This window comes from Streptomyces sp. NPDC055025, from assembly GCF_053608565.1.
In genome coordinates this window covers 14139-38948 of record NZ_JBSGVS010000079.1, presented here as the reverse complement: position 1 = coordinate 38948, position 24810 = coordinate 14139, and the positions used below count along the sequence as shown (strand labels likewise).

Annotated in this window: 21 protein-coding genes; 2 read left to right on the top strand and 19 right to left on the bottom strand. The window is 72.0% G+C overall.

All coding sequences use genetic code 11. The annotated features are described in order from the left end of the window. Positions 1-59: 59 nt before the first annotated feature. The 5 genes from der to aroH form a co-directional block, all read right to left on the bottom strand. Positions 60-1520, bottom strand: a complete 1461-nt coding sequence (gene der / locus ACWGDX_RS34485) for a ribosome biogenesis GTPase Der (protein ID WP_453632072.1) — start codon at positions 1518-1520, stop codon at positions 60-62. Positions 1521-1728: 208 nt separating this feature from the next. Next, complete coding sequence (locus tag ACWGDX_RS34480; RefSeq protein WP_453632080.1) at positions 1729-2316, bottom strand: lysophospholipid acyltransferase family protein; 588 nt, start codon at positions 2314-2316, stop codon at positions 1729-1731. 62 nt (positions 2317-2378) lie between these two features. Continuing rightward, entirely contained in the window at positions 2379-3092 is a 714-nt protein-coding gene (gene cmk / locus ACWGDX_RS34475; RefSeq protein WP_453632070.1) for a (d)CMP kinase, read from the bottom strand. 135 nt (positions 3093-3227) lie between these two features. Then, positions 3228-4313 carry a prephenate dehydrogenase gene (locus ACWGDX_RS34470; RefSeq protein ID WP_453632069.1) on the bottom strand — a complete coding sequence of 362 codons (1086 nt, stop codon included), beginning with the start codon at positions 4311-4313 and terminating at the stop codon, positions 3228-3230. Further along, complete coding sequence (gene aroH, locus ACWGDX_RS34465; RefSeq protein ID WP_453632067.1) at positions 4310-4672, bottom strand: chorismate mutase; 363 nt, start codon at positions 4670-4672, stop codon at positions 4310-4312. The genes ACWGDX_RS34470 and aroH overlap by 4 nt, the downstream gene beginning before the upstream one ends. A 350-nt stretch (positions 4673-5022) precedes the next feature. On the opposite strand from aroH, the gene ACWGDX_RS34460 reads away from it, so the two are divergent. Next, positions 5023-5772 (top strand): nucleotidyltransferase domain-containing protein, encoded by a 750-nt coding sequence (locus ACWGDX_RS34460; protein WP_453632065.1) that lies wholly within the window; start codon positions 5023-5025, stop codon positions 5770-5772. Here ACWGDX_RS34460 and ACWGDX_RS34455 read toward each other — a convergent pair. From ACWGDX_RS34455 to ACWGDX_RS34390, 14 genes are all read right to left on the bottom strand, one after another. Then, complete coding sequence (locus ACWGDX_RS34455) at positions 5692-6531, bottom strand: nucleotidyltransferase domain-containing protein (protein WP_453632063.1); 840 nt, start codon at positions 6529-6531, stop codon at positions 5692-5694. The two genes, ACWGDX_RS34460 and ACWGDX_RS34455, sit on opposite strands and share 81 nt — an antisense overlap. A gap of 3 nt (positions 6532-6534) precedes the next feature. Further along, positions 6535-7557, bottom strand: coding sequence for an ADP-ribosylglycohydrolase family protein (locus tag ACWGDX_RS34450; protein WP_382866578.1), 1023 nt, complete (start codon positions 7555-7557; stop codon positions 6535-6537). Beyond that, complete coding sequence (locus ACWGDX_RS34445; protein ID WP_453632060.1) at positions 7554-8336, bottom strand: NUDIX hydrolase; 783 nt, start codon at positions 8334-8336, stop codon at positions 7554-7556. Before ACWGDX_RS34445 ends, ACWGDX_RS34450 begins: the two co-directional genes overlap by 4 nt. Beyond that, the gene (locus ACWGDX_RS34440; protein WP_453632058.1) at positions 8333-9418 is read right to left on the bottom strand and encodes an AAA family ATPase; all 1086 of its coding nucleotides are present in this window, start codon (positions 9416-9418) and stop codon (positions 8333-8335) included. The genes ACWGDX_RS34445 and ACWGDX_RS34440 overlap by 4 nt, the downstream gene beginning before the upstream one ends. Beyond that, positions 9415-10071 (bottom strand): nicotinamide riboside transporter PnuC, encoded by a 657-nt coding sequence (pnuC, locus tag ACWGDX_RS34435; protein ID WP_453632056.1) that lies wholly within the window; start codon positions 10069-10071, stop codon positions 9415-9417. The genes ACWGDX_RS34440 and pnuC overlap by 4 nt, the downstream gene beginning before the upstream one ends. Before the next feature lie 150 nt (positions 10072-10221). After that, positions 10222-11487, bottom strand: coding sequence for a pseudouridine synthase (locus ACWGDX_RS34430; RefSeq protein WP_453632054.1), 1266 nt, complete (start codon positions 11485-11487; stop codon positions 10222-10224). After that, positions 11487-12053 (bottom strand): SMC-Scp complex subunit ScpB, encoded by a 567-nt coding sequence (scpB, locus tag ACWGDX_RS34425; protein WP_382866600.1) that lies wholly within the window; start codon positions 12051-12053, stop codon positions 11487-11489. The genes ACWGDX_RS34430 and scpB overlap by 1 nt, the downstream gene beginning before the upstream one ends. Before the next feature lie 62 nt (positions 12054-12115). Further along, positions 12116-13414, bottom strand: a complete 1299-nt coding sequence (locus tag ACWGDX_RS34420) for a segregation/condensation protein A (RefSeq protein WP_453632052.1) — start codon at positions 13412-13414, stop codon at positions 12116-12118. A gap of 48 nt (positions 13415-13462) precedes the next feature. After that, positions 13463-14047 (bottom strand): hypothetical protein, encoded by a 585-nt coding sequence (locus tag ACWGDX_RS34415; RefSeq protein WP_453632079.1) that lies wholly within the window; start codon positions 14045-14047, stop codon positions 13463-13465. Continuing rightward, complete coding sequence (locus ACWGDX_RS34410; protein ID WP_363083530.1) at positions 14044-15165, bottom strand: ParA family protein; 1122 nt, start codon at positions 15163-15165, stop codon at positions 14044-14046. The genes ACWGDX_RS34415 and ACWGDX_RS34410 overlap by 4 nt, the downstream gene beginning before the upstream one ends. Before the next feature lie 381 nt (positions 15166-15546). Continuing rightward, positions 15547-16662, bottom strand: a complete 1116-nt coding sequence (ald, locus tag ACWGDX_RS34405) for an alanine dehydrogenase (protein ID WP_453632049.1) — start codon at positions 16660-16662, stop codon at positions 15547-15549. Between the two features lie 144 nt (positions 16663-16806). Continuing rightward, a complete protein-coding gene (locus tag ACWGDX_RS34400; RefSeq protein WP_453632077.1) occupies positions 16807-18942 on the bottom strand; it encodes a tetratricopeptide repeat protein in 2136 nt (711 codons plus the stop codon). Positions 18943-20010: 1068 nt separating this feature from the next. Continuing rightward, positions 20011-20637, bottom strand: a complete 627-nt coding sequence (locus tag ACWGDX_RS34395; RefSeq protein ID WP_453632048.1) for an NUDIX domain-containing protein — start codon at positions 20635-20637, stop codon at positions 20011-20013. 90 nt (positions 20638-20727) lie between these two features. Beyond that, positions 20728-22422, bottom strand: a complete 1695-nt coding sequence (locus tag ACWGDX_RS34390) for a CTP synthase (protein WP_453632046.1) — start codon at positions 22420-22422, stop codon at positions 20728-20730. A gap of 399 nt (positions 22423-22821) precedes the next feature. Between ACWGDX_RS34390 and ACWGDX_RS34385 the strand changes: the two genes are divergently transcribed. Then, complete coding sequence (locus ACWGDX_RS34385) at positions 22822-24648, top strand: glycoside hydrolase family 15 protein (RefSeq protein WP_453632045.1); 1827 nt, start codon at positions 22822-22824, stop codon at positions 24646-24648. Positions 24649-24810: the final 162 nt, after the last annotated feature.

Below are 24810 nucleotides of genomic sequence, written 5' to 3'. Positions count from 1 at the left end.
ATCCCGCGCCGGGCCCCACCGCTTCCGGCGGTGTCTTCCCCCGCCGCCGCTCCCGGCGGCTACTTCTTCCGGCCGCGCTTCTCGCGCACCCGCACGGAGATATGGATCGGGGTCCCCTCGAAGCCGAACTCCTCCCGGAGCCGGCGCTCGACGAACCTGCGGTAGCCGTGCTCGATGAAGCCCGAGGCGAAGAGCACGAAACGCGGCGGCCTCGTGCCCGCCTGCGTACCGAACAGGATGCGCGGCTGCTTGCCGCCGCGGATCGGATGCGGATGCGCGGCGACCAGCTCACCGAGGAACGCGTTGAGCCGCCCGGTCGGTACGCGCGTCTCCCAGCCGGCGAGCGCCGTCTCGATCGCCGGGACCAGCTTCTCCATATGCCGGCCGGTGCGCGCCGAGACATTCACCCGGGGCGCCCAGGCGATCTGCGCCAGCTCCGTCTCGATCTCGCGCTCCAGGTAGTAGCGGCGCTCCTCGTCGAGGGTGTCCCACTTGTTGAACGCGACGACCAGGGCGCGGCCCGCCTCGACGGCCATGGTGATGATCCGCTGGTCCTGGACGCTGATCGACTCGCTGGTGTCGATCAGTACGACCGCGACCTCGGCCTTCTCGACGGCGGCGGCGGTACGCAGCGACGCGTAGTAGTCCGCGCCCTCCTGGAGATGGACCCGGCGGCGGATGCCCGCCGTGTCGATGAATTTCCAGACCGTACCGCCCAGCTCGATCAGTTCGTCGACCGGGTCACGGGTGGTGCCCGCGACCTCGTTGACGACCACGCGCTCCTGGCCCGCGACCTTGTTGAGCAGGGACGACTTGCCGACATTCGGCCGGCCGATCAGCGCGATACGGCGGGGGCCGCCGACGGTGGTGCCGAAGGTCTGCGCCGGGGCCTCGGGCAGGGCTTCGAGGACCGCGTCGAGCATGTCGCCCGTGCCCCGGCCGTGCAGCGAGGAGACCGGGTGGGGCTCACCGAGCCCGAGCGACCAGAGCGCCGTGGCGTCCGGCTCGCCGCTCGGTCCGTCGACCTTGTTGGCGCAGAGCACGACGGGCTTGCCCGCCTTGCGCAGCAGTCTGACCACGGCCTCGTCGGTGTCGGTCGCGCCGACCGTCGAGTCCACCACGAAGACCACCGCGTCGGCGGCCTCGATCGCGTACTCCGCCTGGGCGGCCACGGAGGCGTCGATGCCCAGGACGTCCTGCTCCCAGCCGCCGGTGTCGACGACCTTGAAGCGCCGGCCGGCCCACTCGGCCTCGTAGGTGACCCGGTCGCGGGTGACGCCCGGCTTGTCCTCGACGACCGCCTCACGGCGGCCGATGATCCGGTTCACGAGTGTCGACTTGCCGACGTTGGGGCGGCCGACGACGGCGAGGACGGGCAGGGGGCCATGACCGGCCTCGTCGATCGCCCCCTCCACCTCCTCGGCCTCGAAGCCCTCCAGCGCGGCCAGCTCCATGAAGTCCGCGTACTCGGCATCGCCAAGCTCTCCGTGCTCGTCGCCGGAGTCGATCTGGTCGTTCATGAAGTCCGTACCTCGTTCATCGTGATCGGTGCGCCGCTCGACGCGGGGCACTACTCAAAAGCCAAGTCTCGCGCACGCCCGGGGCCGGAACCGGCGCCCGGTGGAAGCCGGCGGGACACCCGGTGGCCCGGGGCCCCGGGTCCTGGCGCCCGGTGAGACGCCTGGCGTGCGGGTTCTAGCGCCCGGTAAGACGTCTGGCGTGCGGGTTCTACCGCCCGGTGAGACGTCTGGCGTGCTCCAGATGGGCGGTCAGCCGCTCCTGGATCCGTACCGTGGCCCCGTCCAGCGCCTTGCGGGTGCGCCGCCCTCCGCTGTCGCCCGCCTCGAAGGCCTCGCCGAAGACGACGTCCACCCGGCTGCGCAGCGGGGGCAGCGCCGGTATCAGCCGGCCCCTGCTCTCCGTACTGCCCAGGACCGCGACCGGCACGATCGGCGCTCCCGACCGTACGGCGAAGTAGGCGAGCCCGGCGCGCAGCGAGGCGAAGTCCCCCTCGCCCCTGGTGCCCTCGGGAAAGATCCCCAGCACCCCGCCGGCCCCGAGCACCCCGAGCGCGTCGCCGATCGCGCCGCGGTCGGCGACGGCACGGTCCACCCTCACCTGCCCGATCGACCGCAGAAACGGGTCGAGCGGACCGATGAACGCCTCCTTCTTGACCAGGAAGTGCACCGGGCGGGGCGAGACACCCATCACCATCGGACCGTCGATGTTGTGGGAGTGGTTCACGGCCAGTATCACCGGGCCGCTCCCGGGAACACGCCAGGCGCCCAGCACTCGTGGCTTCCAGAGCCCGCGCATCAGCCCGACGCCGATTCGGCGGCCGACCTCCGCGCCCTGTGCGGACACCGCGGACACCGTGCTCACTTCGCGGCCCGCTTCTCCTCGACCAGGGCCACGACAGACTCCACGACCTGCTGAAGGGTGAGCCGCGTGGTGTCGACCTCGATCGCGTCGCCGGCCTTCGCCAGCGGGGATGTCTTACGGCTGGAGTCGGCCGCGTCCCGCTTGATCAGCGCGTCTTTGGTGGCGGCGACATCGGCCGCCTCCTTGCCGGTCAGCTCGCCGCTGCGGCGGGCCGCGCGCGCCTCGGGGGACGCGGTGAGGAAGATCTTGACATCGGCGTCCGGCAGCACCGTCGTACCGATGTCACGGCCCTCGACCACGATGCCGTTCACCGCGGCGGCGGCGATGGACCGCTGCAACTCGGTGATGACGGTCCGTACCTCGGGCACCGCGCTGACCGCGCTCACCTTGGAGGTGACGTCCTGGGTACGGATCGGGGCCGAGGCGTCCGTGCCGTCGACCGTGATCGTGGGTCCGGCCGGGTCCGTGCCCGAGACCAGGACGGGCTTGCCCGCGGCGGTCGCGACGGCCACGGCGTCCGTGACATCGACGCCGTTGCTGATCATCCACCAGGTCATCGCGCGGTACTGCGCGCCGGTGTCCAGATAGCTCAGCCCGAGCCGGGCGGCGACGGCCTTGGAGGTGCTCGACTTGCCCGTGCCCGACGGACCGTCGATGGCGACGATCACGGCGGCCGGGGCGGTCCGGGCGGGGGTTGCTCCGATTTCCACGGGGGTCGGACACCTTCCTGGTTCACGGGGTGTTGTGTGCGGGGACGCACAAACGCCCCCGCACAAGGTTACCGAGTACTCAGGACCGCCCACGCACCCGTTCGGCGGGACGCGGAGCCCGGGACCGCGGACCGGTCACTGCCGGATCGACCAGCCGCGTTCCCGCAGGGCCGCGGAGAGCCCCGGTGCCGCCGCCGGTTCCACCATGAGCTGGACCAGACCCGCCTGCTGCCCGGTCGCGTGCTCGATACGGACGTCCTCGACATTGACGCCCGCGCGCCCGGCGTCCGCGAAGATCCGGGCCAGTTCCCCGGGCCGGTCGCTGACCAGGACCGCCACGACCTCGTAGGCCGCCGGGGCCGCGCCGTGCTTGCCCGGCACCCGTGCCCGGCCCGCGTTGCCCCGGCGCAGCACGTCCTCGATCCCGGCCGTGCCGCCCCGTCGTTTCTCCTCGTCGGAGGACTGGAGCGCGCGCAGCGCCTCGACCGTCCCGCCCAGGTCCGCGACCACCCCCGCCAGCACATCGGCGACGGGACCGGGGTTCGCGGAAAGGATCTCGACCCACATCGCGGGGTCGGAGGCCGCGATCCGGGTGACATCGCGGATGCCCTGGCCGCAGAGGCGTACGGCCGTCTCGTCGGCCTCCGCCAGCCGGGCGGCGACCATCGACGAGATGAGCTGGGGGGTGTGGGAGACCAGGGCGACCGCCCGGTCGTGCGCGTCGGCGTCCATGACCACGGGCACGGCGCGGCAGAGCGCGACCAGTTCCAGGGCCAGATTGAGCACCTCGGTGTCGGTGTCCCGGGTGGGGGTCAGCACCCAGGGGCGTCCGTCGAAGAGATCGGCGGTCGCGGCCAGCGGACCCGAGCGCTCCTTGCCGGCCATCGGATGCGTACCGATGTACGAGTCCAGATCGAGACCGAGCGCCTCCAGCTCACGGCGGGGCCCGCCCTTGACGCTCGCCACGTCCAGATAGCCGCGGGCCACGCCCTCCCGCATGGCCGCGGCGAGCGTGGCCGCGACATGGGCGGGCGGTACGGCGACGATCGCGAGGTCGACGGGGCCCTCCGGCGCCTCGTCCGTCCCCGCGCCGAGCGCGGCGGCGGTACGGGCCCGGGACAGGTCGTGGTCGCTGAGATGGACGGTGACGCCCCGGCCGGCCAGGGCCAGCGCGGCCGAGGTGCCGATCAGGCCGGTTCCTATGACGACAGCGGTTCTCACTGGGCGATGTCCTTGCGGAGGGCGGCGGCGGCACCGAGGTAGACGTGCGCGATCTCCGACCGGGGAAGGTCGGACTCGACATGGGCGAGGATACGGACGACACGGGGCAAGGCGCCCTCGATGTCCAGTTCCTGGGCACACAGCAGGGGGACGTCGGCCATTCCGAGCCCGCGGGCGGCGGCGGCCGGGAAGTCGCTGTGCAGATCGGGGGTGGCGGTGAACCAGATGCTGATCAGATCGTCCGCGGTGAGCGCGTTGCGCTCCAGTATCGCCGTGAGCAGCAACCTGACCTGGGCGTCCATATGTCCGGGCTCGTCCCGCTCCAGCTGGACGGCCCCACGGACCGCTCGTACCGCCACGGTGTTCTCCTCGTTCCGCACTGCGCCCGGACGCTGTCGCTGTCCGGTGGGCAGTGCCCGGTCGGTCGGGTGCCGCCCGGTCGGTGTCCGGGCCGCTCGGCTCAGCCTAGGGCGTGTTCCGAAAGTCCCGCCTGGCCCGCGACGCCTGGCACGCACGCTCGCCGCGTTGTCGGAGTCGTCCAAGTACGTCCAGTACGAGAACGATCCTCCGCCTTGCGATCGCACGCACCAGACGCCGCAGGCCCCGCCCTCCGGGCGGACGGCGCTACTTTCGAAACACGCCCTAGACAGCCCGGGGACGCCCGGCCCGCGGTGCCGTCTCCGTACGCCGCCCCCGTACGCTCTCGCGCATGACGCCCGAAGTCCTGGTCCGTGACCACACCGTCTACTCCTGTGTCATGGGCTCGCGCGCCTTCGGGCTCGCGACGGAGGACAGCGATACGGACCGGCGGGGTGTCTTCGTCGCGCCGGCCGCGCTGTACTGGCGTTTCGAGAAGCCGCCGGCCCATGTCGAGGGACCGGCCCCCGAGCAGTTCTCCTGGGAGCTGGAGCGCTTCTGCGCGCTCGCGCTGCGCACCAACCCCAATGTCCTGGAGTGTCTGCACTCCCCGCTCGTCGAGCGGCTCGACGACACGGGCCGTGAACTCCTCTCGCTGCGCGGCGCGTTCCTGTCCCGCCACGCGCACGAGACCTTCGTACGGTACGCCGCGGGCCAGCGCAGAAAGCTGGACGCGGACGTCCGTCTGCACGGCGCCCCGCGCTGGAAGCACGCCATGCATCTGCTGCGGCTGCTCGCGAGCTGCCGGGATCTGCTCCGTACGGGCACGCTGTCCATCGACGTCGGCGCGGACCGGGAGGCGCTGCTTGCGGTCAGGCGGGGCGAGGTCCCCTGGCCGGAGGTGGAGCGCAGGATGACCCGGCTGACCGACGAGGCGGACAGGGCGGCCGGGCGCTCGCCGCTGCCGCCGGAGCCGGACCACGCCCGGGTCGAGGACTTCCTGATCCGCACCCGCCGTGCCTCAGCGCTCCAGCCGGACCCGGACGACCAGCTCGTGCAGCGCGTCGTACCCGGCGGGCGCGTCGGGGAGCGCCGTGGCTGACCGCGCCTCCTCCAGCACCGCGCCCAGCGCCTCCATGTCCGCCCGCAGCCGCTCCGTCCCGGGTCCGCCGACGGCCCGTCCGTGCTCCGCCCCGGCCTTCGCCGCGATCAGCTCCGGCAGATAGCCGGGCGCCGCCACCTCGCCCAGCAGGGTGGGCAGATGCGCCTGTATCCCGCCGCCGCGCATGAGGTGGATGCCGGTGAGCAGCGCGCGGAAGGTGTAGAGCAGGGGCTTGAGTTCACCGGTCTTCTCGAAGAGCCGCCACTGGGTCCGCGCGAAGCCCTCGTAGTGGTGGGCGTGATGGCCGGTCAGCACACCGGGGGCGAGCGCGACCAGCTCCCGGTGCGCCTCGCTCGTGCGCACGACCAGCGGAGAGAGGAGCTGCTCCAGCACATAGCCGTTGCGCCGCAGCATCAGCCGGGCGAACTTGCGCAGATCGTGGGTGACGAGATCCATCTCCGTACCGTCCCGGTCCGCCGTCCAGGACCGGGTCTCGGCCGGCTCGTGGAGCCCGGCGAGCGCGGCGGCCGGCAGCAGATGGACACCGCGCAGGTCCACATCGGAGTCCCGGCTCGGGAATCCGTAGAGATGCGCCCCGGAGACGGTGACGAACAGCAGCGGATCGCTCTCCTCCGCGAGGACCGGGCCGAGGTCGGTGACCGGCAGTCCGGCCGCGCGGAGGCGGTCTTCGGCGGCTCTTCCGTCCGCGGCTCTTCCGTCCCCGGTTCTTCCGTCGGGGATCACATCATCCGTACGCATGGATCAAGAGTCCCAGAGGGCTCCCAGCGACATCAGATCGCTCCGGTACTCGATCCGCTCGGCCCACTCCTTGGGCCAGGCCCCGGCGCCCAGGTGCGCCCCGGCGAACGCGCCCGTCAGACAGGCGATGGAGTCCGAGTCGCCCCGGGTGCAGGCGGCCCGGCGCAGGGCGGTGACCGGGTCGGCGGGGAAGAGCAGGAAGCAGAGCAGACCGGTGGCGAGGGCCTCCTCGGCGGTCCAGCCGTCCCCGGTCGCCAGACACGGGTCGGTCTCCGGCGAGGGCGTGCGCAGGGCGAGCTGGACCCGCTCCAGGGCCTCCAGGCACTCGTCCCAGCCGCGCGCGATGAAGGACTCGGGCGTGGAATCGTGCGAGCGCGTCCAGAGGTCGCCGAGCCAGCGGTGGTAGTAGCGCTCCCGGTTCTCGTACGCGTACGAGCGCAACTGCCCCACCAGTCCCACCGGTTCGCCGCCCCGCGCCAGCAGGTACACCGCGCGGGCGGTGAGGTCCGAGGCGGCGAGCGCCGTCGGATGCCCATGGGTGAGCGCCGACTGCAACTGCGCGGCGCCCGCCCGCTGTTCGTCGCTGAGTCCTGGGACGAGCCCGATCGGCGCCACCCGCATATTGGCGCCGCACCCCTTGGAGTCGATCTGGCTGGCGCTCTGCCAGGGCCGGTCGCTGTCGAGGAGCGCGCACGCCCTCAGACAGGTGCGGCCGGGGGCGCGGTTGTTGTCCGGCGAGTGGTACCAGTCGACGAACTCGTCCCGCACCGGCCGCTCCAGCCGGATGGGACCGAGCACGCCCCGGTCCATCGCCGTCCGGATGCCCCGGGCGAACGCGAGCGTCATCTGGGTGTCGTCCGTGACGATCGCGGGCCGCGGCAGGGGCATCTCCCGCCAGGGGCCGCACTTGGCCAGGATCGACGGCACATCGTTGAACTCGGTCGGGAAGCCGAGGGCGTCACCGAGCGCGAGCCCGATCAGCGAGCCCGTCGCGGCCTGTTTGGTGAGGGTCCTCGCGATGATCATACGGTCCGTCCTTCCGGTCGATCCGGTCGCAGCAGAGGTGGATGCAGTGTGGTGGCGGCGCCCGCGCGGTACAGCGCGGCCGGTTTCCCCCGGCCTCCGGTCCTGCGCGGCGGACGGTCCAGCGCCTGGACGAACCCGGGCGTGGTGAGCACCTTGCGCCGGAAGTTGGGAGGGTCGAGTTCCACGCCCCAGACGGTCTCGTACACCTGCCGCAGCTCGCCGAGCGTGAACTCGGCCGGGCAGAAGGCCGTGGCGAGACAGGTGTATTCGAGCTTGGCGCCGACACGGTCGTAGGCGTCGGCGAGGATGTGCTCGTGGTCGAAGGCCAGCGGCCCGCTGGCGCCGAACTCCACCCACCGGGCGCGGGCGGCGTCCCCGCCGCCCCTCGGCTCCGGCAGATCGGGCACGAGCGCCGCGTACGCCACGGAGACGACCCGCATCCTCGGGTCGCGGTCCGGGTCGCTGTACGTACGGAGCTGCTCCAGATGGAAGGCGCCCGCGGTCCGCGCCGACAGGCCGGTCTCCTCGGCGAGTTCACGGCGGGCGGCCTGCCCGGCGGACTCCCTCGGCAGGACGAAGCCGCCCGGCAGCGCCCAGGCGCCCAGATAGGGCTCCTGGCCGCGCTCGACGAGCAGGACGTGCAGCCGGCCCTCGCGGACGGTGAAGACGGCGAGGTCGACGGTGACCGCGAACGGCTCGAAGGCGGAGGGGTCGTAGTCCTCGGGCACCCGCGCCCGCGCCCGCCCGGTGGCCGGGGCGCCGGTCCCCCGGGCGCTCACCGTCGCTCCGGAAGCGGCGGGGCGAAGTCCCAGCCCCGGGCGAGCAGCGCGTCGACGGCGGCGGCCGCGGCGCCGAGCCGCTCCTCGCGCGATCCGCTCACCCGGATGAACTGCCGTCCGGTACGGGCGAGTTCCGCCCCGAACCGGGCCGTCATCCAGGGCCGCAGCTCCTCCCCGTCGCGCAGTCCGTCGTCCTCGAAGTCGACACCCTCGTGGTCGGTGAGCAGCCAGAGGTGATGAGTGTTCAGTTCCGCGATCTCCGCGGTCCGGGGATCGTGTCCGCCCAGATACCGTTCGTGCCAGACGGTGGTGGCGAAGGAGTCCGTGTCGCAGAAGAGCACGGGAGACCCCGCCCGCGCGGCAGCGTCCTCCAGTTCGTTCTGCCGCCGGGCGATCAGCGGGAACTCCTCCGCGGTGAACTCGACGTCCTCCCAGCGCGCCCGCGGCCACCGGGCACGCAGGGCGGCCAGCTTCCCTTCGCTGAACTCCCGTCCGTACTCGGGTACGCACCGGGTCCGCGCCCACACCCCGCCGCGCCGCCGGTAGTGCCGGGCCAGTGCCAGCGCCAGGGTGGTGGTGCCGGTGGACTCGGCGCCGAGCACCACGACACGGCGGGTCAGCGCCGCGCGGACGGGCGGTGCGAGGAAGTCCCAGCAGCCGACGGGGTCCTTGCGTACGGCGGTGCCGGAGACCGGGAAGACCGTACGGTCCTGGTCGACGAGGACGGACTCGGCACCGAACCGCCGCCCCAGTTCCCCGCCGTAGGTCTCCGAGCTGAAGACGGCGTCGACCGGCTCGGGCACGGCCCCCCGGAAAACGGCCATATGGGCGTCCCAGACGGCGGGGTCGGCCAGATCCACGGGGATGTCGTCGACAGCGCCCACGACCCGTACGTCCGGCTCCGGGTGGACCTCGCGCATCCAGCGGACACGGTCGGCCAGCGGTACGGACTCCACCGAGGAGGCGCAGACCAGCACGGTCAGCCGGGCGCAGCGCTCCCGCGCGGTCCGTACGAGATGGTGGTGGCCGGCGTGCGGCGGATAGAACTTGCCGAGCACCAGGCCGTGTCCGAAGTCGCTCATACGGCGGTCACCTCCGCCGCCGGCCGGGCCGGACCCCCGGTGAGGTCCCTGGACCAGTTGCGCAGCCCGGCCACGCACAGGGCCAGGAAGCCGAGGTAGAGCAGCGAGGTCAGGTAGAGATCCTTGTGCGCGTAGAGCGGGATGTAGACGAGGTCCGCCGCGATCCACAGCCACCACGACTCCAGCCGCTTGCGGCACTGTCCGTAGGTCGCCATCAGCGAGAGCGTCGTGGTCAGGGCGTCCCAGAAGGGCACGGTCGAGTCCGTGGCCCGGCCGAGGAGCAGCGTCAGTCCGAGTGTCCCCACCGCCCCCGCCGCGAGCAGCCGGTTCCATTCGGTGCGGGACGTACGCCGCACCGGCAGGGACGAGCCTGGTCCACCCCCGTGGGTCCAGGTCCACCAGCCGTACGCGGCGAGGGTGATGAAGACGACCTGCAACCCCGCGTCGGCGTACAGGCCCGCCTGGGTGAACAGCAGGATGAAGAAGACGTTGTTGGCGATTCCTATCGGCCAGTTGGCGAGGTGCTGGCGGGCCACGAGCCAGACGCAGAGCGCGCCGCTGCCGAAGCCGAGCACCTCGGTCCAGCTCACCGGGGTGTCCAGGACGGTCAGCAGCGGACGCTGCAAGGGATCGAGGAAGTCCGCGAGACTCATACCCGCCTCCTTAATGGTCATACTGACTATAAAGGTGAACGGGCGTGCTCCACAAGGGAGAAGCCCGCGGCCGATGGCCACGGGCTCTCTTCCCTGCTTGCTGCTCGGCGCTTTCCGGCTACGGCGGGCACCGTCGCGTACCGCCGGGGGCTACAGGCCCACTTCCTTCATCAGCATGCCGACCTCGGTGTTGGTGAGACGCCGCAGCCAGCCGGACTTCTGGTCGCCCAGCGGGATCGGGCCGAAGGACGTCCGTACGAGCCGTTCCACCGGGAACCCGGCCTCGGAGAGCATCCGCCGGACGATGTGCTTGCGGCCCTCGTGGAGGGTGACCTCCACCAGATAGTTCTTCCCGGTGTTCTCGACGACACGGAAGTGGTCGGCCTTGGCGTAGCCGTCCTCCAGCTGGATGCCGTCCTTGAGCCGCTTGCCCAGATCGCGCGGCAGCGGGCCCTGGATCGCGGCCAGATAGATCTTCTTGACGCCGTACTTGGGGTGGGTCAGGCGGTGGGCCAGCTCACCGTGGTTGGTGAGCAGGATGATGCCCTCGGTCTCCGTGTCGAGCCGGCCGACGTGGAAGAGCCGGGTCTCGCGGTTGGTGACGTAGTCGCCGAGGGACTGGCGGCCGTCCGGGTCCTCCATCGTGGAGACGACCCCGGCCGGCTTGTTCAGCGCGAAGAAGAGATACGACTGGGTCGCGACGGTCAGCCCGTCGACCTTGATCTCGTCCTTCTCCGGATCGACGCGCATGCCCTGCTCGACGACGATCTCGCCGTTGACCTCGACCCGGGCCTGCTCGATCAGCTCCTCGCAGGCGCGGCGCGAGCCCATGCCGGCGCGGGCCAGGACCTTCTGGAGCCGCTCGCCCTCCTGATCGGCACCGGACGTCCTGGGGGTCTTCACCGAGGGCCGCTCCGCGTACCGGTCGCGGTTGCGCTGCTCGATCTTGGCGTCCAGCTCACGGGGGCGGGCCGCGGCGCCCCGGCGCGGGCCGCCACGGCCGCCGCCCTGCGCGGGCCTGGGACCGCCCTTGGCGCCGCCACGGGCCGCCGCGCCCCGGGCACCGCCGCCCTGACGGGAGCCGCCGCCGGTGGCGCCGTCCGTCTCACCGGAGCGGCCGGAACCACCGGAGCCACCGGAACGGCGCGCGCCGCCGGGCGCACCGGACGCGCCGGAACCGCCGGTCGGACCCGAGCGGCCGACATCGTAACGGCGCTCCTCGGGACGCGGGCGGGACGGCCGCTTCGGCTGGTCGTCCCGGCCACCGCCGCCGGCGCTCCGACCGGGGGTGCCGGCGCTCCGGCCGCTGCCGGCACCCCGGCCGCCCCGGTCGTCCCGGCCGTTCCGGTTGCCGCCGCCGCTCCCGCCTCCGCTGTTCCTGTTGCCGCTGCCGCTGTTCCTGCCACTGCTTCGCATCAAAGTTCCGTCTTGTCGTCTGCGTCGGTATCCGGTGCGTCCGGATCGAACGACGGAACACCTTCCTGGCTCTCGGCCTCGATCGCGTCCGCCTCGGGGAGGAAGGGCGCGAGTTCCGGAAGTTCGTCCAGGCCCCGCAGGCCCATCCGCTCCAAAAAGTAGTTCGTCGTCCTGTACAGGATCGCACCTGTTTCGGGTTCCGCGCCCGCCTCCTCGACCAGCCCGCGCTGGAGCAGCGTGCGCATGACGCCGTCGCAGTTGACTCCCCGTACCGCGGAGACCCTGGACCGGCTCACGGGCTGGCGGTACGCGACGACCGCGAGGGTCTCCAGCGCGGCCTGGGTGAGCCGGGCCTGCTGGCCGTCGAGCACGAAGCCCTCGACGGCCTCCGCGTACTCGGGCCGGGTGTAGAAACGCCAGCCGCCCGCGATCAGCCGCAGTTCGAAGCCGCGGCGCTGGACGGTGTACTCGTCGGCGAGCTCCCGCAGCGCGTCGGCGACGGCCCGCCGGGGGCGGTCGAGGACCTTGGCGAGATGCTCCTCGGTGGCGGGCTCGTCGACCACCATGAGGACCGCCTCCAGGGCGGGCTTGAGATCCAGTTCCGCGACGGTACGTGACTGCTGCTCGCTCACACCTTCTCCTCGCTGTCCTCGGCGCTGTCCTGGGTGGTGTCCTCGGTGCTGTCGGCGGCGGTGTCGGCGGCGGTGTCGCCGCCCTCCGCGGCACGGTGCTCCTCGGCACGGTCCCCGGCCGTGCCGTCCTCCGCGGCAGGGTCCTCGGCCGTGCGGTCGAACTCGTCGGTCACGGCCGGCTCCGTGTCGCCGTCCCCGCCCGTCCAGCGGACCATGAGCCGGCCGAGAGCCTCCTCCTGGTCCAGGGAGACCGCCCGCTCCCGGTACAGCTCCAGCAGGGCCAGGAACCGCGCCACGACGGTGAGGGTGTCGGCGGCGTCCTCGGTGAGCGACTGGAAGCTGGCCTCCCCGCGCTCCCGCAGCAGCGCGACGACGATCCCCGCCTGCTCCCGTACGGAGACCAGCGGCGCGTGGATGTGGTCGACGTACACCCGCGGCTCGGGCTTGGGCTGCATCGCCTTCACGGCGAGCGCGGCGAAACCCTCGGGCCCGATCCTGATCACGACCTCGGGGAGCAGCGCGGCGTGGTGGGGCTCCAGTCCGACGGTACGGGGGTAGCGCCGGGCCTCGGCGTCCAGCCGGCCGCTGAGGATCTCGGCGACCCGCTTGTACGCGCGGTACTGGAGCAGCCGGGCGAAGAGCAGGTCCCGTGCCTCCAGCAGGGCGAGATCCGCCTCGTCCTCGATCTCGGCGGTGGGCAGCAGCCGGGCCGCCTTCAGATCCAGCAGTGTGGCGGCGACCACGAGGAACTCGGTGGTCTGGTCCAGGTCCCAGTCGGGGCCCATGGCCCGGATGTGCGCCATGAACTCGTCGGTCACCCTGGACAGCGCGACCTCGGTCACATCCATCCTGTGCTTCGAGATGAGCTGCAACAGCAGATCGAACGGCCCCTCGAAGTTCGAGAGCCGTACGGTGAACCGCCCGTCGTCATCGGCGGGCCCCGCGTCGGCCCCGGCGTCCGGCACTCCGGGCAGGACGGGCGGGGCGGGCAGGTCGTCCACCCGGTCCGGCTCCGTACGCGCGCCCGTCTCCTCGTCCGTGGGGGCGGGGGCGGGGGCCGCGAGGGGCGGGGCGGGACGGGACATGTCCCCGGCGGACTCGGGTGCGGCGGCGGGGGCGGGCGCGGACTCGCGCGCGGCAGGTACGGCGGCCGCGGCAGGCGACGGCGCGGACCCAGGGGTCTCCTCGGGGGGCGCGAGGGGCCCGGCGCTCTCCTCGGGGGCCGCCGGCGCGGGGGACGGCACGCCAGGGCCACGGCCCAGCGGGCGGCGGGCGGAAGGGGAGGGCGGGGGCATCGGGGTCCTGGGGGCGGGGAGCGGGGGTACTGCCCGCGCAGGCTACCCTCAGCGCCCGCGCAGGCGCCGTACGAGGATGCTCGCGTCGCCGCGTGATTCGAGGTCGGCGAGGACCACCGCGACCGCCTCGCGGACGATCCGCCCGCGGTCCACGGCGAGGCCGTGCTCACCGCGCAGTACGAGCCGCGCGTGCTCCAGGTCCATCAGTTCCTCGGCCGAGACATAGACCGTGATCTTCTCGTCGTGCCGCTCGCGCCCGCTGGGGCGGCGGTTGGCGCCCCGCCCCCGGCGGCGCTGCTGGCCGCCGGACGGCGCGGGCCCCGGTCCGCCGGTCTCCTGCGTCCGGCGTCCCTTCACGGCGTTGGCCGCCTGCTCCGCGCCCGCCGTACGGCTCCTGGGCGCTTCCGCGGAGTCCGTGCCGGCGGCGGAGTGCTCGTCCACGGGGGCCGGCGCGGACGCGGCCGGCGCGGTCCGGCCCGGCGCCCCCGGCTCGCCCGCCGGGTCGCTCTCCCCGGCCGGCGCCGGCACCCGCGGCTCGCCGTTGGCGTTCCGGCGCCGCTCCGCGGGCGAGGAGGACTGGAGCGCCGTCCCCCCGGTCGTACGGAACAGCTCGTCGGCCCCGGGCAGACTCACTCGGCGTGACACCGGGCGAGCACCTCCCTGGCGAGCTGGCGATACGCGGCGGCGCCCACGGAGTTCGAGGCGTACGTCGTGATGGGCTCACCGGCGACCGTGGTCTCCGGGAAGCGCACGGTCCGCCCGATCACCGTGTGGTACACGTGGTCGTCGAAGGCCTCGACCACCCGCGCGAGGACCTCGCGGCTGTGCACCGTACGGGAGTCGTACATCGTGGCGAGGATGCCGTCCAGCTCCAGTTCCGGGTTGAGCCGCTCCTGGACCTTCTCGATCGTCTCGGTCAGCAGGGCCACCCCGCGCAGCGCGAAGAACTCGCACTCCAGCGGCACGATCACCTTGTGCGCGGCCGTCAGCGCGTTCACGGTCAGCAGACCGAGCGAGGGCTGGCAGTCGATCACGATGTAGTCGTAGTCCTGCATCAGCGGCTTCAGCGCCCGCTGGAGCGTGGACTCCCGCGCGACCTCGCTGACGAGCTGCACCTCGGCGGCCGAGAGGTCGATATTGCTGGGCAGCAGATCCATGTTGGGCACGGCGGTCTTCAGGAGGACCTCGTCGGCCGCCATGCCCCGCTCCATGAGCAGGTTGTAGACGGTGAGGTCCAGCTCCATCGGATTCACGCCGAGGCCGACCGACAGGGCTCCCTGCGGGTCGAAGTCGACGAGCAGCACACGCCGGCCGTACTCCGCCAGCGCGGCGCCGAGGTTGATGGTGGACGTCGTCTTGCCGACGCCGCCCTTCTGGTTGCACATCGCGATGATCTTCGCGGGCCCGTGGTCGGTCAGCGGGCCCGGAATCGGGAAGTACGGCAGGGGACGCCCGGTCGGGCCGATCCGCTCACGGCGCTGGCGTGCGGCGTCGGGGGCGAGAGTGGCCGCGTACTCGGGATCCGGCTCGTACTCGGCGTCGGGGTCGTAGAAGTGCCCCTCGGGCACTTCGTCGTAGTCGGCGAATGGAGTGGACTCTCGGCCACCCTCGTTGCCGGCCATGGCGTTCACGTGTTGGCCGTCCATCATCTGGTGGGCTGTCGTCATGTGCTGGTGGGTGGCGAAGGTGCGGACAGCTACGGAGCCGACAGCCTCGAACCCGGACGACGGGCTCTGGCCCCTCACCGGCATTCCTGGTTGACCACCCCCGGGAGTAAATGTCGACTCATTCACAAGTCGTCTTACCTCCTTGGACGGGACCAGGAAACTTATCGATAGGTCAGCGTGGCACCATGCCGACGGTTGGCGACTCTATGGCGTGTCACCGGTCCGCAGCAACACAATCCGCCGGACCCGGCCCGATGTGTCGGCGACGGAACATCCCTCTGTCAAGGGCGCACAAGCCTCTCATCAAGGCATGGCGCACACGTTTCACGGCTCGGCGAATCGGTGAAAAGGTTACGTTCGAGGCGAGTTGACCGGGGGTTCGGAGCCGTCCGGGCACACGTCCGGCCGGACCCCGTCGATCAAGGTCCGGCCGCTGGCGCGATGTTGACGTCACAGATTGACGCATCAGCCCAGAAGCGCGCTCAATTCGGCGTGATCCAGCCCATGGGCCTCGGCGACCTCACGGTAGAACACCTGGCCCTCGTGGGTGTTGAGCCCCTTGGCGAGGGCGGGATCCCGGCGCAGCGCCTCGGTCCAGCCGCGGTTCGCCAGCTCCACGATGTACGGCAGCGTGGCGTTGGTCAGCGCGTATGTCGAGGTGTTGGGTACGGCGCCCGGCATGTTGGCGACGCAGTAGAAGACCGACCCGTGGACCGGGAAGGTCGGCTCGGCGTGTGTCGTGGGGTGTGAATCCTCGAAGCAGCCGCCCTGATCAATCGCAATGTCGACAAGTACACTTCCGGGCCTCATCTTGGCGACCAGCTCATTGGTGACGAGCTTCGGCGCCTTCGCGCCGGGGATGAGTACGGCCCCTATGACCAGGTCCGCCTCGACGACCGCGCGCTCCAGTTCGAAGGCGTTGGAGACGATGGTCTGCACCTGGGTGCCGAAGATCCGGTCGGCCTCGCGCAGCTTGCTGATGTCACGGTCGAGCAGGGTCACCTGGAAGCCCATGCCGACGGCGATCTGGGTGGCGTTCCAGCCGGAGACACCGCCGCCGATGACAACGGCCCGGCCCGCCGCCGTACCCGGCACCCCGCCCGGCAGGACACCGCGTCCGCCGGCCGAGCGCATCAGGTGGTACGCGCCGACCTGCGGCGCCAGCCGGCCCGCGACCTCGGACATCGGGGCGAGCAGCGGCAGCGCCCGGCCCGCGGTCTCGACCGTCTCGTACGCGACGGCCGTGGTGCCCGAGTCCAGCAGCGCGTCGGTGCAGGCGCGGGACGCGGCCAGATGGAGATAGGTGAAGAGCGTCTGGCCCTTGCGGAGCCGGTGGTACTCCTCCGCGATCGGCTCCTTGACCTTCAGCAGCAGATCGGCGGCGGCCCAGACCTCGTCCGCGGTGGCCAGGATCCGCGCGCCGGCCGCGCCGAACTCCTCGTCCGCGATCGAGGAACCGGCGCCGGCGTTCCGCTCGATGACGACCTCATGGCCCTGGCGCACCAGCTCATGGACGCCGGCGGGGGTGATGGCCACCCGGAACTCGTTGTTCTTGACCTCGCGGGGGATACCGACCAACACGGCAGATCACGGTCCTTGGCTCAGGGGATTGCGGGGGCAATGCCAGGGGGACCGGGGCGCGGAAGAGCGCACCGGGGCACACCGCGTGCGATGCGGCAGAGCCAGTCTAATGAAGGATTTCCCACTGTCCAGCCTTGCAAAGCTTTATTCCCCGGCCGAAGTGCTGCGGATTTCGTAGGTGTTTCCTTCCGTTTCCAGCAGCCGGTCGGCTGTCGCGCGATGCAGCCTCGCCGCGGCCGGGTCACCGAGCCGGTCCAGCGTGTCCGCCACCCGGAGCTGGAGCGCGGCCTGGAGCCTGACATCTCCGGCCAGCCGGGCCCACGCCACCGCCTCCTGACAGGTCTCCAGCGATTCCTGCGGCCGTCCCGCGTACTCCTGGACCCGGGCCGCCTCGCTCAACGCGCGCGCCTGGGCCGGGAGATCGCGCAGCCTGCGGTGGACGGCCACGGCGGCCCGCCAGCTCCGCAGCGCCTCCCCGTAGTGGCCCGCGTAGGTGTGGACGGTGCCGAGCCGACCGTACAGCCTGGCCTCGTCGGCGCGTTCGCCCCGGCTGAGCCGCTGGGCGAGTGCCCTTCCGTACCAGTCGGCGGCCCGCTGCCAGTCCTGGAGGTCCTGGTACGCGCCGCCTACGGATTCCATCGCGCGGCCGGTCGCGTAGAGATCGTTCGCGGCCCGTCCGGCGTCCAGCGCGGCACGGTAGCGGGCCAGCGCGTCCTGGGTACGGCCGGTCCGGGCGTCCAGATCGCCGATGTTCAGCAGCGCGGCGGCCTGCTCGCGGTGCAGATCGCGCCGCTCCGCGATATCGAGCACGAGCTGATGGAGCCCGTACAGCTCGGGCGCGGCGGCCTCGGTGCCACGGTGCGCGGCCAGCGCGCGGACCAGCGCGGCGATCAGCCGGCGGGCCAGGGTGTCCAGTCCCCCGTCGGTGACCGCGAGCCGGGCGGACGCCAGCAGGGCGGGCTGCCGTGAGTCCAGCCACGCGGCCGCGGCGACGACGGTCGGATAGCGCAGCGAGCGGGGCAGCGTGGCCAGCCGTTTACGGGCCGGGGAGCCGTCGGGCTCGGTGATGGCCCGGCAGGACTGGAGCAGCCGTACGGTCCGCTCCAGCATCCGCGCCCGCGCGAGCTGTACCTCGGACTCCCGGTCGTGCCTCTCCAGGAGGTCGCGCAGCAGCGGGAGGAGACAGCCGGGCACCAGGTACTGGTCGGTGGTGTCGGCCGACTGCCCGTCCGCGGCCGGACCGCCGCCCCGGCGCAGCAGCCCGAGTGCGGCGAAGTCGGCGAGCGCGGTCCTGGCGGCCGAGACCGAGCAGCCGGCCAGCGCGGACGCGGTGTGCGCGTCCAGGACCCCCGCGGGGGCGAGGGCGAACAGCCGCAGCACCCGGGCGGCGGACGACGGCAGCGTCTCGTACACGAGCCGGAAGGCGCGGGCGAGCGGGCGGTCGCCGACCGGCCGCTCGGGGTCGTGCGGAAGGGCGCGCAGCCGCTTGGTCGCGTCGGCGACGGAGGCGGTGGGGCGGGCGGCGAGCCAGCCGCCGATGAGGACGAGTGCGGCGGGCTGGCCGCCGCACTCCTCGGCGAGCGACTCCGCGGCCTGCGGATCGACAGTGATCCGGACGGCGCCGGTGAACCGCGCGAGCAGTTCGATGGCGGCCTTCGCGTCCATTCCGCCGAGCGTGCAGGGGCGGACGTCGGGGATTCCGGTGAGCGGGCCCTGCGCCACGGCGATGACCAGGCAGTCGGGGTTGTCGGGCACCAGCGGGTCGACCTGCCCGGCGTCGGCCGCGTCGTCGAGGAACAGCAGCACGCGCCGTACGGCCAGCGCCTCCCGCACCATCTCGGACAGCTCGTCCTCCCCGGCGCCGGGCGGGGTGGTGAGGGCGAACGCGCCGAGGATCTCGCGGGCCGTGCGCTCGGTGGGCACGGCCTCGCCGCCGGGTTCAGTCAGCCGGGTCCTGACGACCCCGTCGGGATAGTTGTCCCGCAACTGCCCGGCCAGTTCCTCGGCGAGCGCGGTACGGCCCGCCCCGGGCCGTCCGGCGATCAGCAGCACCCGGGCGCGCGGCTCCTTGCGCCCGGAGATGGTGTTGAGTCCGGCGCGCTCGATGTCCCCGTGCAGGGCCTTCAGTTCCCGCACCCGGCCGAAGAACTCCGTGGGCCGCGCCGCGCTCCGTCCCGCACCCGCCGGGGGCGGGGTTCCGCCGTGGGGTCCCGGTCCCGCCGTACCGCGGCCGGGCCCGGCGACAGCGCCCGTACCGGCGCCGGCGCCGGCGGGACGGATCCCGGCGGTGACAGGGGTGTCCTCGGCGTCCTCGGGGTCGTCCTCGGGACCGAGCCCGTCGTAGAGACCGGCGGGGTCCTCGTCCGGGTCGGCCTCGGCGAGGCCCCCGCCGGACGCGCCACGGGCTCGCGGGCCGCCCGGCGCGGTCGCGGTGCCCCGGGTCTCGTCATCGGCGGGAGGGGCCTTGGCCGTGGCGGACGGGGACACGGATACGGACCGAGCGGGCGCGGACGGAGCGGGTGACCCGGTCGCGGGTGATCCGGCCGCGATTGGTCCGGCCGCGATTGGTCCGGCCGGGGCGGTCGATCCGGCCGGGGGGGCCGACTTCTCGGCCGACTTCTCCGTCGCCTTGCCGGCGGACGCGGAGCCCCGAGCGGGGGAGTCCGTGGACTCCGGGGCCGTGGCCTCGCCCGTGGCGGCGGGCCCGTTCCCGGTGGCGGCCTCGTCCCCGGTGGCGCCGTTGCCGGAGGTGGACACGGCAGCCGCGGCGGGACGGCGTCTCAGAAAGGGGCGACGGCGTCGCGCGTCCGGCGGGGGATCACCCTCCGTAACGACGGCGGGGGTGTCACTGGTCGCGTCCTCAGGACTCTCCGGGAGCTTCACCCGGGCTGTACCTTTCGTCTCGGAACCGCCCTTCGGCGCCTTCGCGGCGGCCGGCCCGGACCGGCGGCCACGCCGCTTGCCCGAGGGGCGATCGGATTCATTCACCGCTGCGGCGCCCGGCTGTGCGTCGGTGGAGCCGCCGCTCTTCCCCGTGGCGTCCGTACGGCCGGTGCCGCTCACATCCACCGCCTGATCCGTCACGGGCCACGCTCCCGTCCGCCTGCGCACGAGCCGAGCCCGGCGGATCTCCGCACGGGCGGTTCGAGCGTAGTTCACTCTCTGCGACGGAAGCGGTGGAGCACGGCCGCCCGATCCCCCGATCGGATCAGTCGTATCGTCAGATCGAGTGACCGCGCGAGGAGGAGACCGCGGGACAGACCACGACAGGACGCTCCCCGCCCGGGACCACACCCGGGATCGCGCCCAGCCCGGAACCCGCCGGGCTCAGGATGGATCGCGCCCGGCTCAGGATTCAAACGGACGGGCGGGCCACGGGGCGTCCGCCGGCCGCAGCGCCTCGACGCCGTCGCCCGCCAGCACCGCCCCGAGCGCGAGAACGCCCACGACCAGACAGTTGTTGTGCAGCTCGCCCGCGAGGACGCCCCGGGTCAGCTCCCCCAGCGCCACCCGCGCCAGCTCCATGTCCGCCTCCTCGTCGGAGACCTCGAAGCGCTCCCCCTCCGCCTCCGACAGATCGCGGGCGAGAAAGATCCGTACCGCCTCGTCGGAGCCGCCCGCCGTGGTGTAGACGTCCGTCAGCACCCGCCAGTCCTCGGCCTTGACATGCGCCTCCTCGTACAGCTCGCGCTGTGCCGCGTGCAGCGGGTTCTCACCCGGTACGTCGAGCAGGCCGGCCGGGATCTCCCACAGCTTCTGGCGTACGGGGTGCCGGTACTGGCGCAGTACGAGCACCCGGTCCTGGTCGTCCACCGCGAGGATCGCCACGGAGCCGGGGTGGACCTGGTAGTCGCGGGACACGACCGTGCCGTCCGGCATGACCACGTCGTCCGTGCGGACACTGGTCTTGTTGCCGCGGAAGGGCGTCCTGGTGGCGGTGACCCGCCACTCCTCGGGGGCGTCCTTGATGGTCATGAAAGCGTCCTCCCACACAGCGCGCGCACGCGGAAACCGGGGCCGGGAATCCTGGAAGACCCCCTGTGACCCCGGCTCCCACCGTATCGCCTACGCGCCGGCGGCCACGCGCTCCGGCGACCCGGGACGCCCGCCCCGGCGGCGCTCCACCGCGGCCTTCACCAGACCGGCGAAGAGGGGGTGCGGCCGGGTCGGCCGGGACCGCAGCTCCGGGTGCGCCTGGGTGGCGACCAGATAGGGGTGTGTGGCGCGCGGGTACTCGACGTACTCGACCAGCTTGTTGTCGGGCGAGGTGCCCGAGAAGACCAGACCGGCCTTCTTCTCCAGCTCCGCGCGGTAGGTGTTGTTGACCTCGTAGCGATGCCGGTGGCGCTCCTCCACATACGGCTGGTCGTCATAGACCTCGCGCACGATCGAGCCCTCGGCGAGCTTCGCCGGGTAGAGGCCGAGCCGCATCGTGCCGCCCAGATCGCCCGCGCCCTCGACGTAGGCGAGCTGCTCCTCCATGGTGGAGATCACCGGGTGCGCGGTGCCGGAGTCGAACTCCGTGGAGTTGGCGTCGGAGATCCCGGCCACATTGCGCGCGGCCTCGATCACGATGCACTGGAGCCCCAGACAGAGCCCCAGCAGCGGGACCCCGTTCTCCCGGGCGTACCGGATCGCGCCGACCTTGCCGGTGACCCCGCGCTCCCCGAAACCGCCGGGGATCAGGATCCCGTCGACATCGGAGAGCTGCCGCGCCGCGCCCGCCGGAGTCTTGCAGTCGTCCGATGTGACCCACTTCACTTTGACCCGCGCCTTGTTGGCGAATCCGCCCGCGCGCAGCGCCTCGGTCACCGACAGATAGGCGTCGGGCAGATCGATGTACTTGCCGACCAGCGCGACGGTCACCTCGTGGTCGGGGTTGTGGACCCGGTCCAGCAGATCGTCCCAGACCGTCCAGTCCACATCGCGGAACGGCAGATCCAGTTTCCTGACGACATAGGCGTCCAGGCCCTCGGTGTGCAGCACCTTGGGGATGTCGTAGATCGACTTGGCGTCCACGCAGGCCACCACCGCCGCCTCGTCGACATCGCACATCAGCGAGATCTTGCGCTTGATCGGAAGAGGGACATCACGGTCGGCGCGGAGCACGATCGCGTCCGGCTGGATTCCGATGTTGCGCAGAGCCGCCACCGAGTGCTGCGTGGGCTTGGTCTTCAGCTCCCCGGACGGGCCGATGTACGGCAGCAGGGAGATATGGACGACGAAGACATTGTCGCGGCCGACCTCATGGCGCACCTGGCGGACGGTCTCCAGGAACGGCAGCGACTCGATGTCGCCGACCGTGCCGCCGACCTCCGTGATGACGACGTCGACATCGTCGGTCGCCATCCGCCGGATGCGGTGCTTGATCTCGTTGGTGATGTGCGGAATGACCTGAACCGTGTCCCCCAGATACTCACCGCGCCGCTCCTTGGCGATGACCTGGGAGTAGATCTGGCCGGTGGTGACATTGGCGGAGCCGTCGAGATCCACATCGAGGAAGCGCTCGTAGTGGCCGATGTCCAGATCGGTCTCGGCGCCGTCGTTGGTGACGAACACCTCACCGTGCTGGAACGGATTCATGGTGCCGGGGTCCACGTTCAGATACGGGTCGAGCTTCTGCATGGTGACCCGCAGACCACGCGCCTTGAGCAGCGCACCCAGACTGGAGGCGGTCAGGCCCTTGCCGAGGGAGGATGCGACGCCCCCGGTGACGAAGATGTGCTTGGTCGTCGAGGATGTCGAGGATCGGTTCGGCATGGCCAAGAGGGGCTCCCGTGGTCGCGGTCTGAGGTGCGTACCGGTGCCCCTGCCTGAGCGGGGAGGGACTTCCGTCGCTGCGGGTTCGGGGCCCCTTCGCGTTGCCTGGGAGTCCACCGGTCCACGGGCTACCAGGGTATCAGCGACGCGACGAGGCCGGTTCCGGCCACGCGCCCCACCCCCTTCACACGTGTCATCCTTTGTCCCCGGAGTCACCCTTGGCCACGATGTTCGTCGGACCGATGTTGCCGGGACCGTGGCGCAGAACTCCCAGGTGCGTCGTATCCTGCTCGGACGTTCGCTGCCGAGTCCGGCCGGCATCGGCACACCCCGCCCGATTTCCCGGAAGATGAGCTCGTCAACGACTCTTGACCGAAGTACGCGCCCCGCGGGGCGGACATGGCCGTTCGACTGGAGATGCACGTGGCCGGGCGCATCGAGGATTACGCACTCATCGGAGATATGCAGACCGCTGCCCTGGTCTGCCGGGACGGCACAGTCGACTGGCTGTGCCTGCCCCGCTTCGATTCGCATGCCGTGTTCGCGGCTCTGCTCGGCACCGATGAGCACGGGTTCTGGCGGCTGGGGCCGGCGCATCCCGCCGGCTCGGCGCCGCCGCGGGCGGCCAGGCGCCGCTACCGCGGAGACTCACTGATCCTGGAATCCGAGTGGGACACCCCGCGCGGCACGGTGCGCGTGACGGACTTCATGCCGCCACGCGACGGTGCTCCGCAGGTCATCCGGATCGTGGAGGGAATCAGCGGCCGGGTGCCCATGCGCTCCGCGCTGCGGATGCGGTTCAGCTACGGACGCGTGGTGCCGTGGGTGCACAAGGTCGACAACCGCACGGTCGCCGTCGCCGGACCCGACTCGGTCTGGCTGGACACCACGGCGGAGACCTACGGCAAGGACCTCACCACCTACTCCGACTTCACCGTGGCGCCGGGCGACCGGATCGCCTTCACGATCAGCTGGCAGCCCTCGCACCGGCAGCCGCCCGCGCTGCCCGACCCCGAGGGCTCACTGGAGGCGACCTCCGACTTCTGGCGTGAGTGGGTCGAGCACTGTACGTACCACGGGCCCTACCGCGAGGCGGTGATCCGTTCCCTGATCACGCTCAAGGCCCTGACGTACGCGCCGACGGGCGGGATCGTCGCCGCCCCGACCACCTCGCTGCCGGAGGAGATCGGCGGTGTACGGAACTGGGACTACCGCTACACCTGGCTGCGCGACGCCGCGATCACGCTCTCCTCGCTGCTGCGCACCGGCTACCGCGAGGAGGCCCGCGCCTGGCGCGAGTGGCTGCTGCGCGCCGTCGCCGGCGATCCGGAGAACCTCCAGATCATGTACGGGATCGCGGGTGAACGGGAGCTGGGCGAGGCGGAGCTGGACTGGCTGCCCGGCTATGAGCGCTCGGGCCCGGTCCGGGTCGGCAACGGCGCCGCGCACCAGCTCCAGCTCGATGTCTACGGCGAGGTCACCGAGGCGCTGCATCTGGCGCATATGACGGGCCTGGCCCGTAACGACTACGCGTCGGTGCTCCAGCTCAAGCTGATCCGCTATCTGGAGAAGCACTGGGACCAGCCGGACGAGGGCATCTGGGAGGTGCGCGGGCCGCGCAGGCACTTCGTGCACTCCAAGGTGATGGCCTGGGTCGCGGTCGACCGCACGATCAAGCTGATCGAGTCCGGCGAGGCGGACGGGCCGCTGGAGCGCTGGCGCGAGATGCGGGACGACATCCACCGCGATGTCTGTGAGAAGGGGTACGACAAGGAGCGGAACACCTTCACCCAGTCGTACGGCTCCAAGGAACTGGACGCGTCCCTTCTGCTCATCCCGCAGATGGGCTTCCTCCCGCCGGACGACAAGCGGGTGATCGGCACCATCGAGGCGATCCAGCGCGAGCTGTCCACGGAGGACGGGTTCGTGATGCGCTATCCGACGTCCGGTGAGGAAGAGGGCGTCGACGGGCTGGCGGGCGACGAAGGCGCCTTCCTGGCCTGTTCGTTCTGGCTGGCCGACGATCTCGCGATGATCGGACGGGTGGACGAGGCGAGGAAGCTCTTCGAGAAGCTGCTGGCGCTCAGGAACGATCTCGGGCTGCTGGCGGAGGAGTGGGACTCGCGGCTGCAGCGCCAGGTCGGGAACTTCCCGCAGGCGTTCAGCCATGTGCCGCTGATCGACACGGCGCTGCGGCTGACGGCCTCGGGGGCGTACGGAGGCTGACGGCGGTCCGGAGGCCGGGATGGGGGCGCGCGCCCCCATCCCGGCCTCCCGCTTTCACGCCCCGGCTTTCGCTGCCGCCGGTCTCACGCCTCCACTTCGCGCCCCGGTTTCGCGCCTCCCGTTTCCCGCTGCTCGCGTTTCCTGTCGGCCGTAACCGCGGGT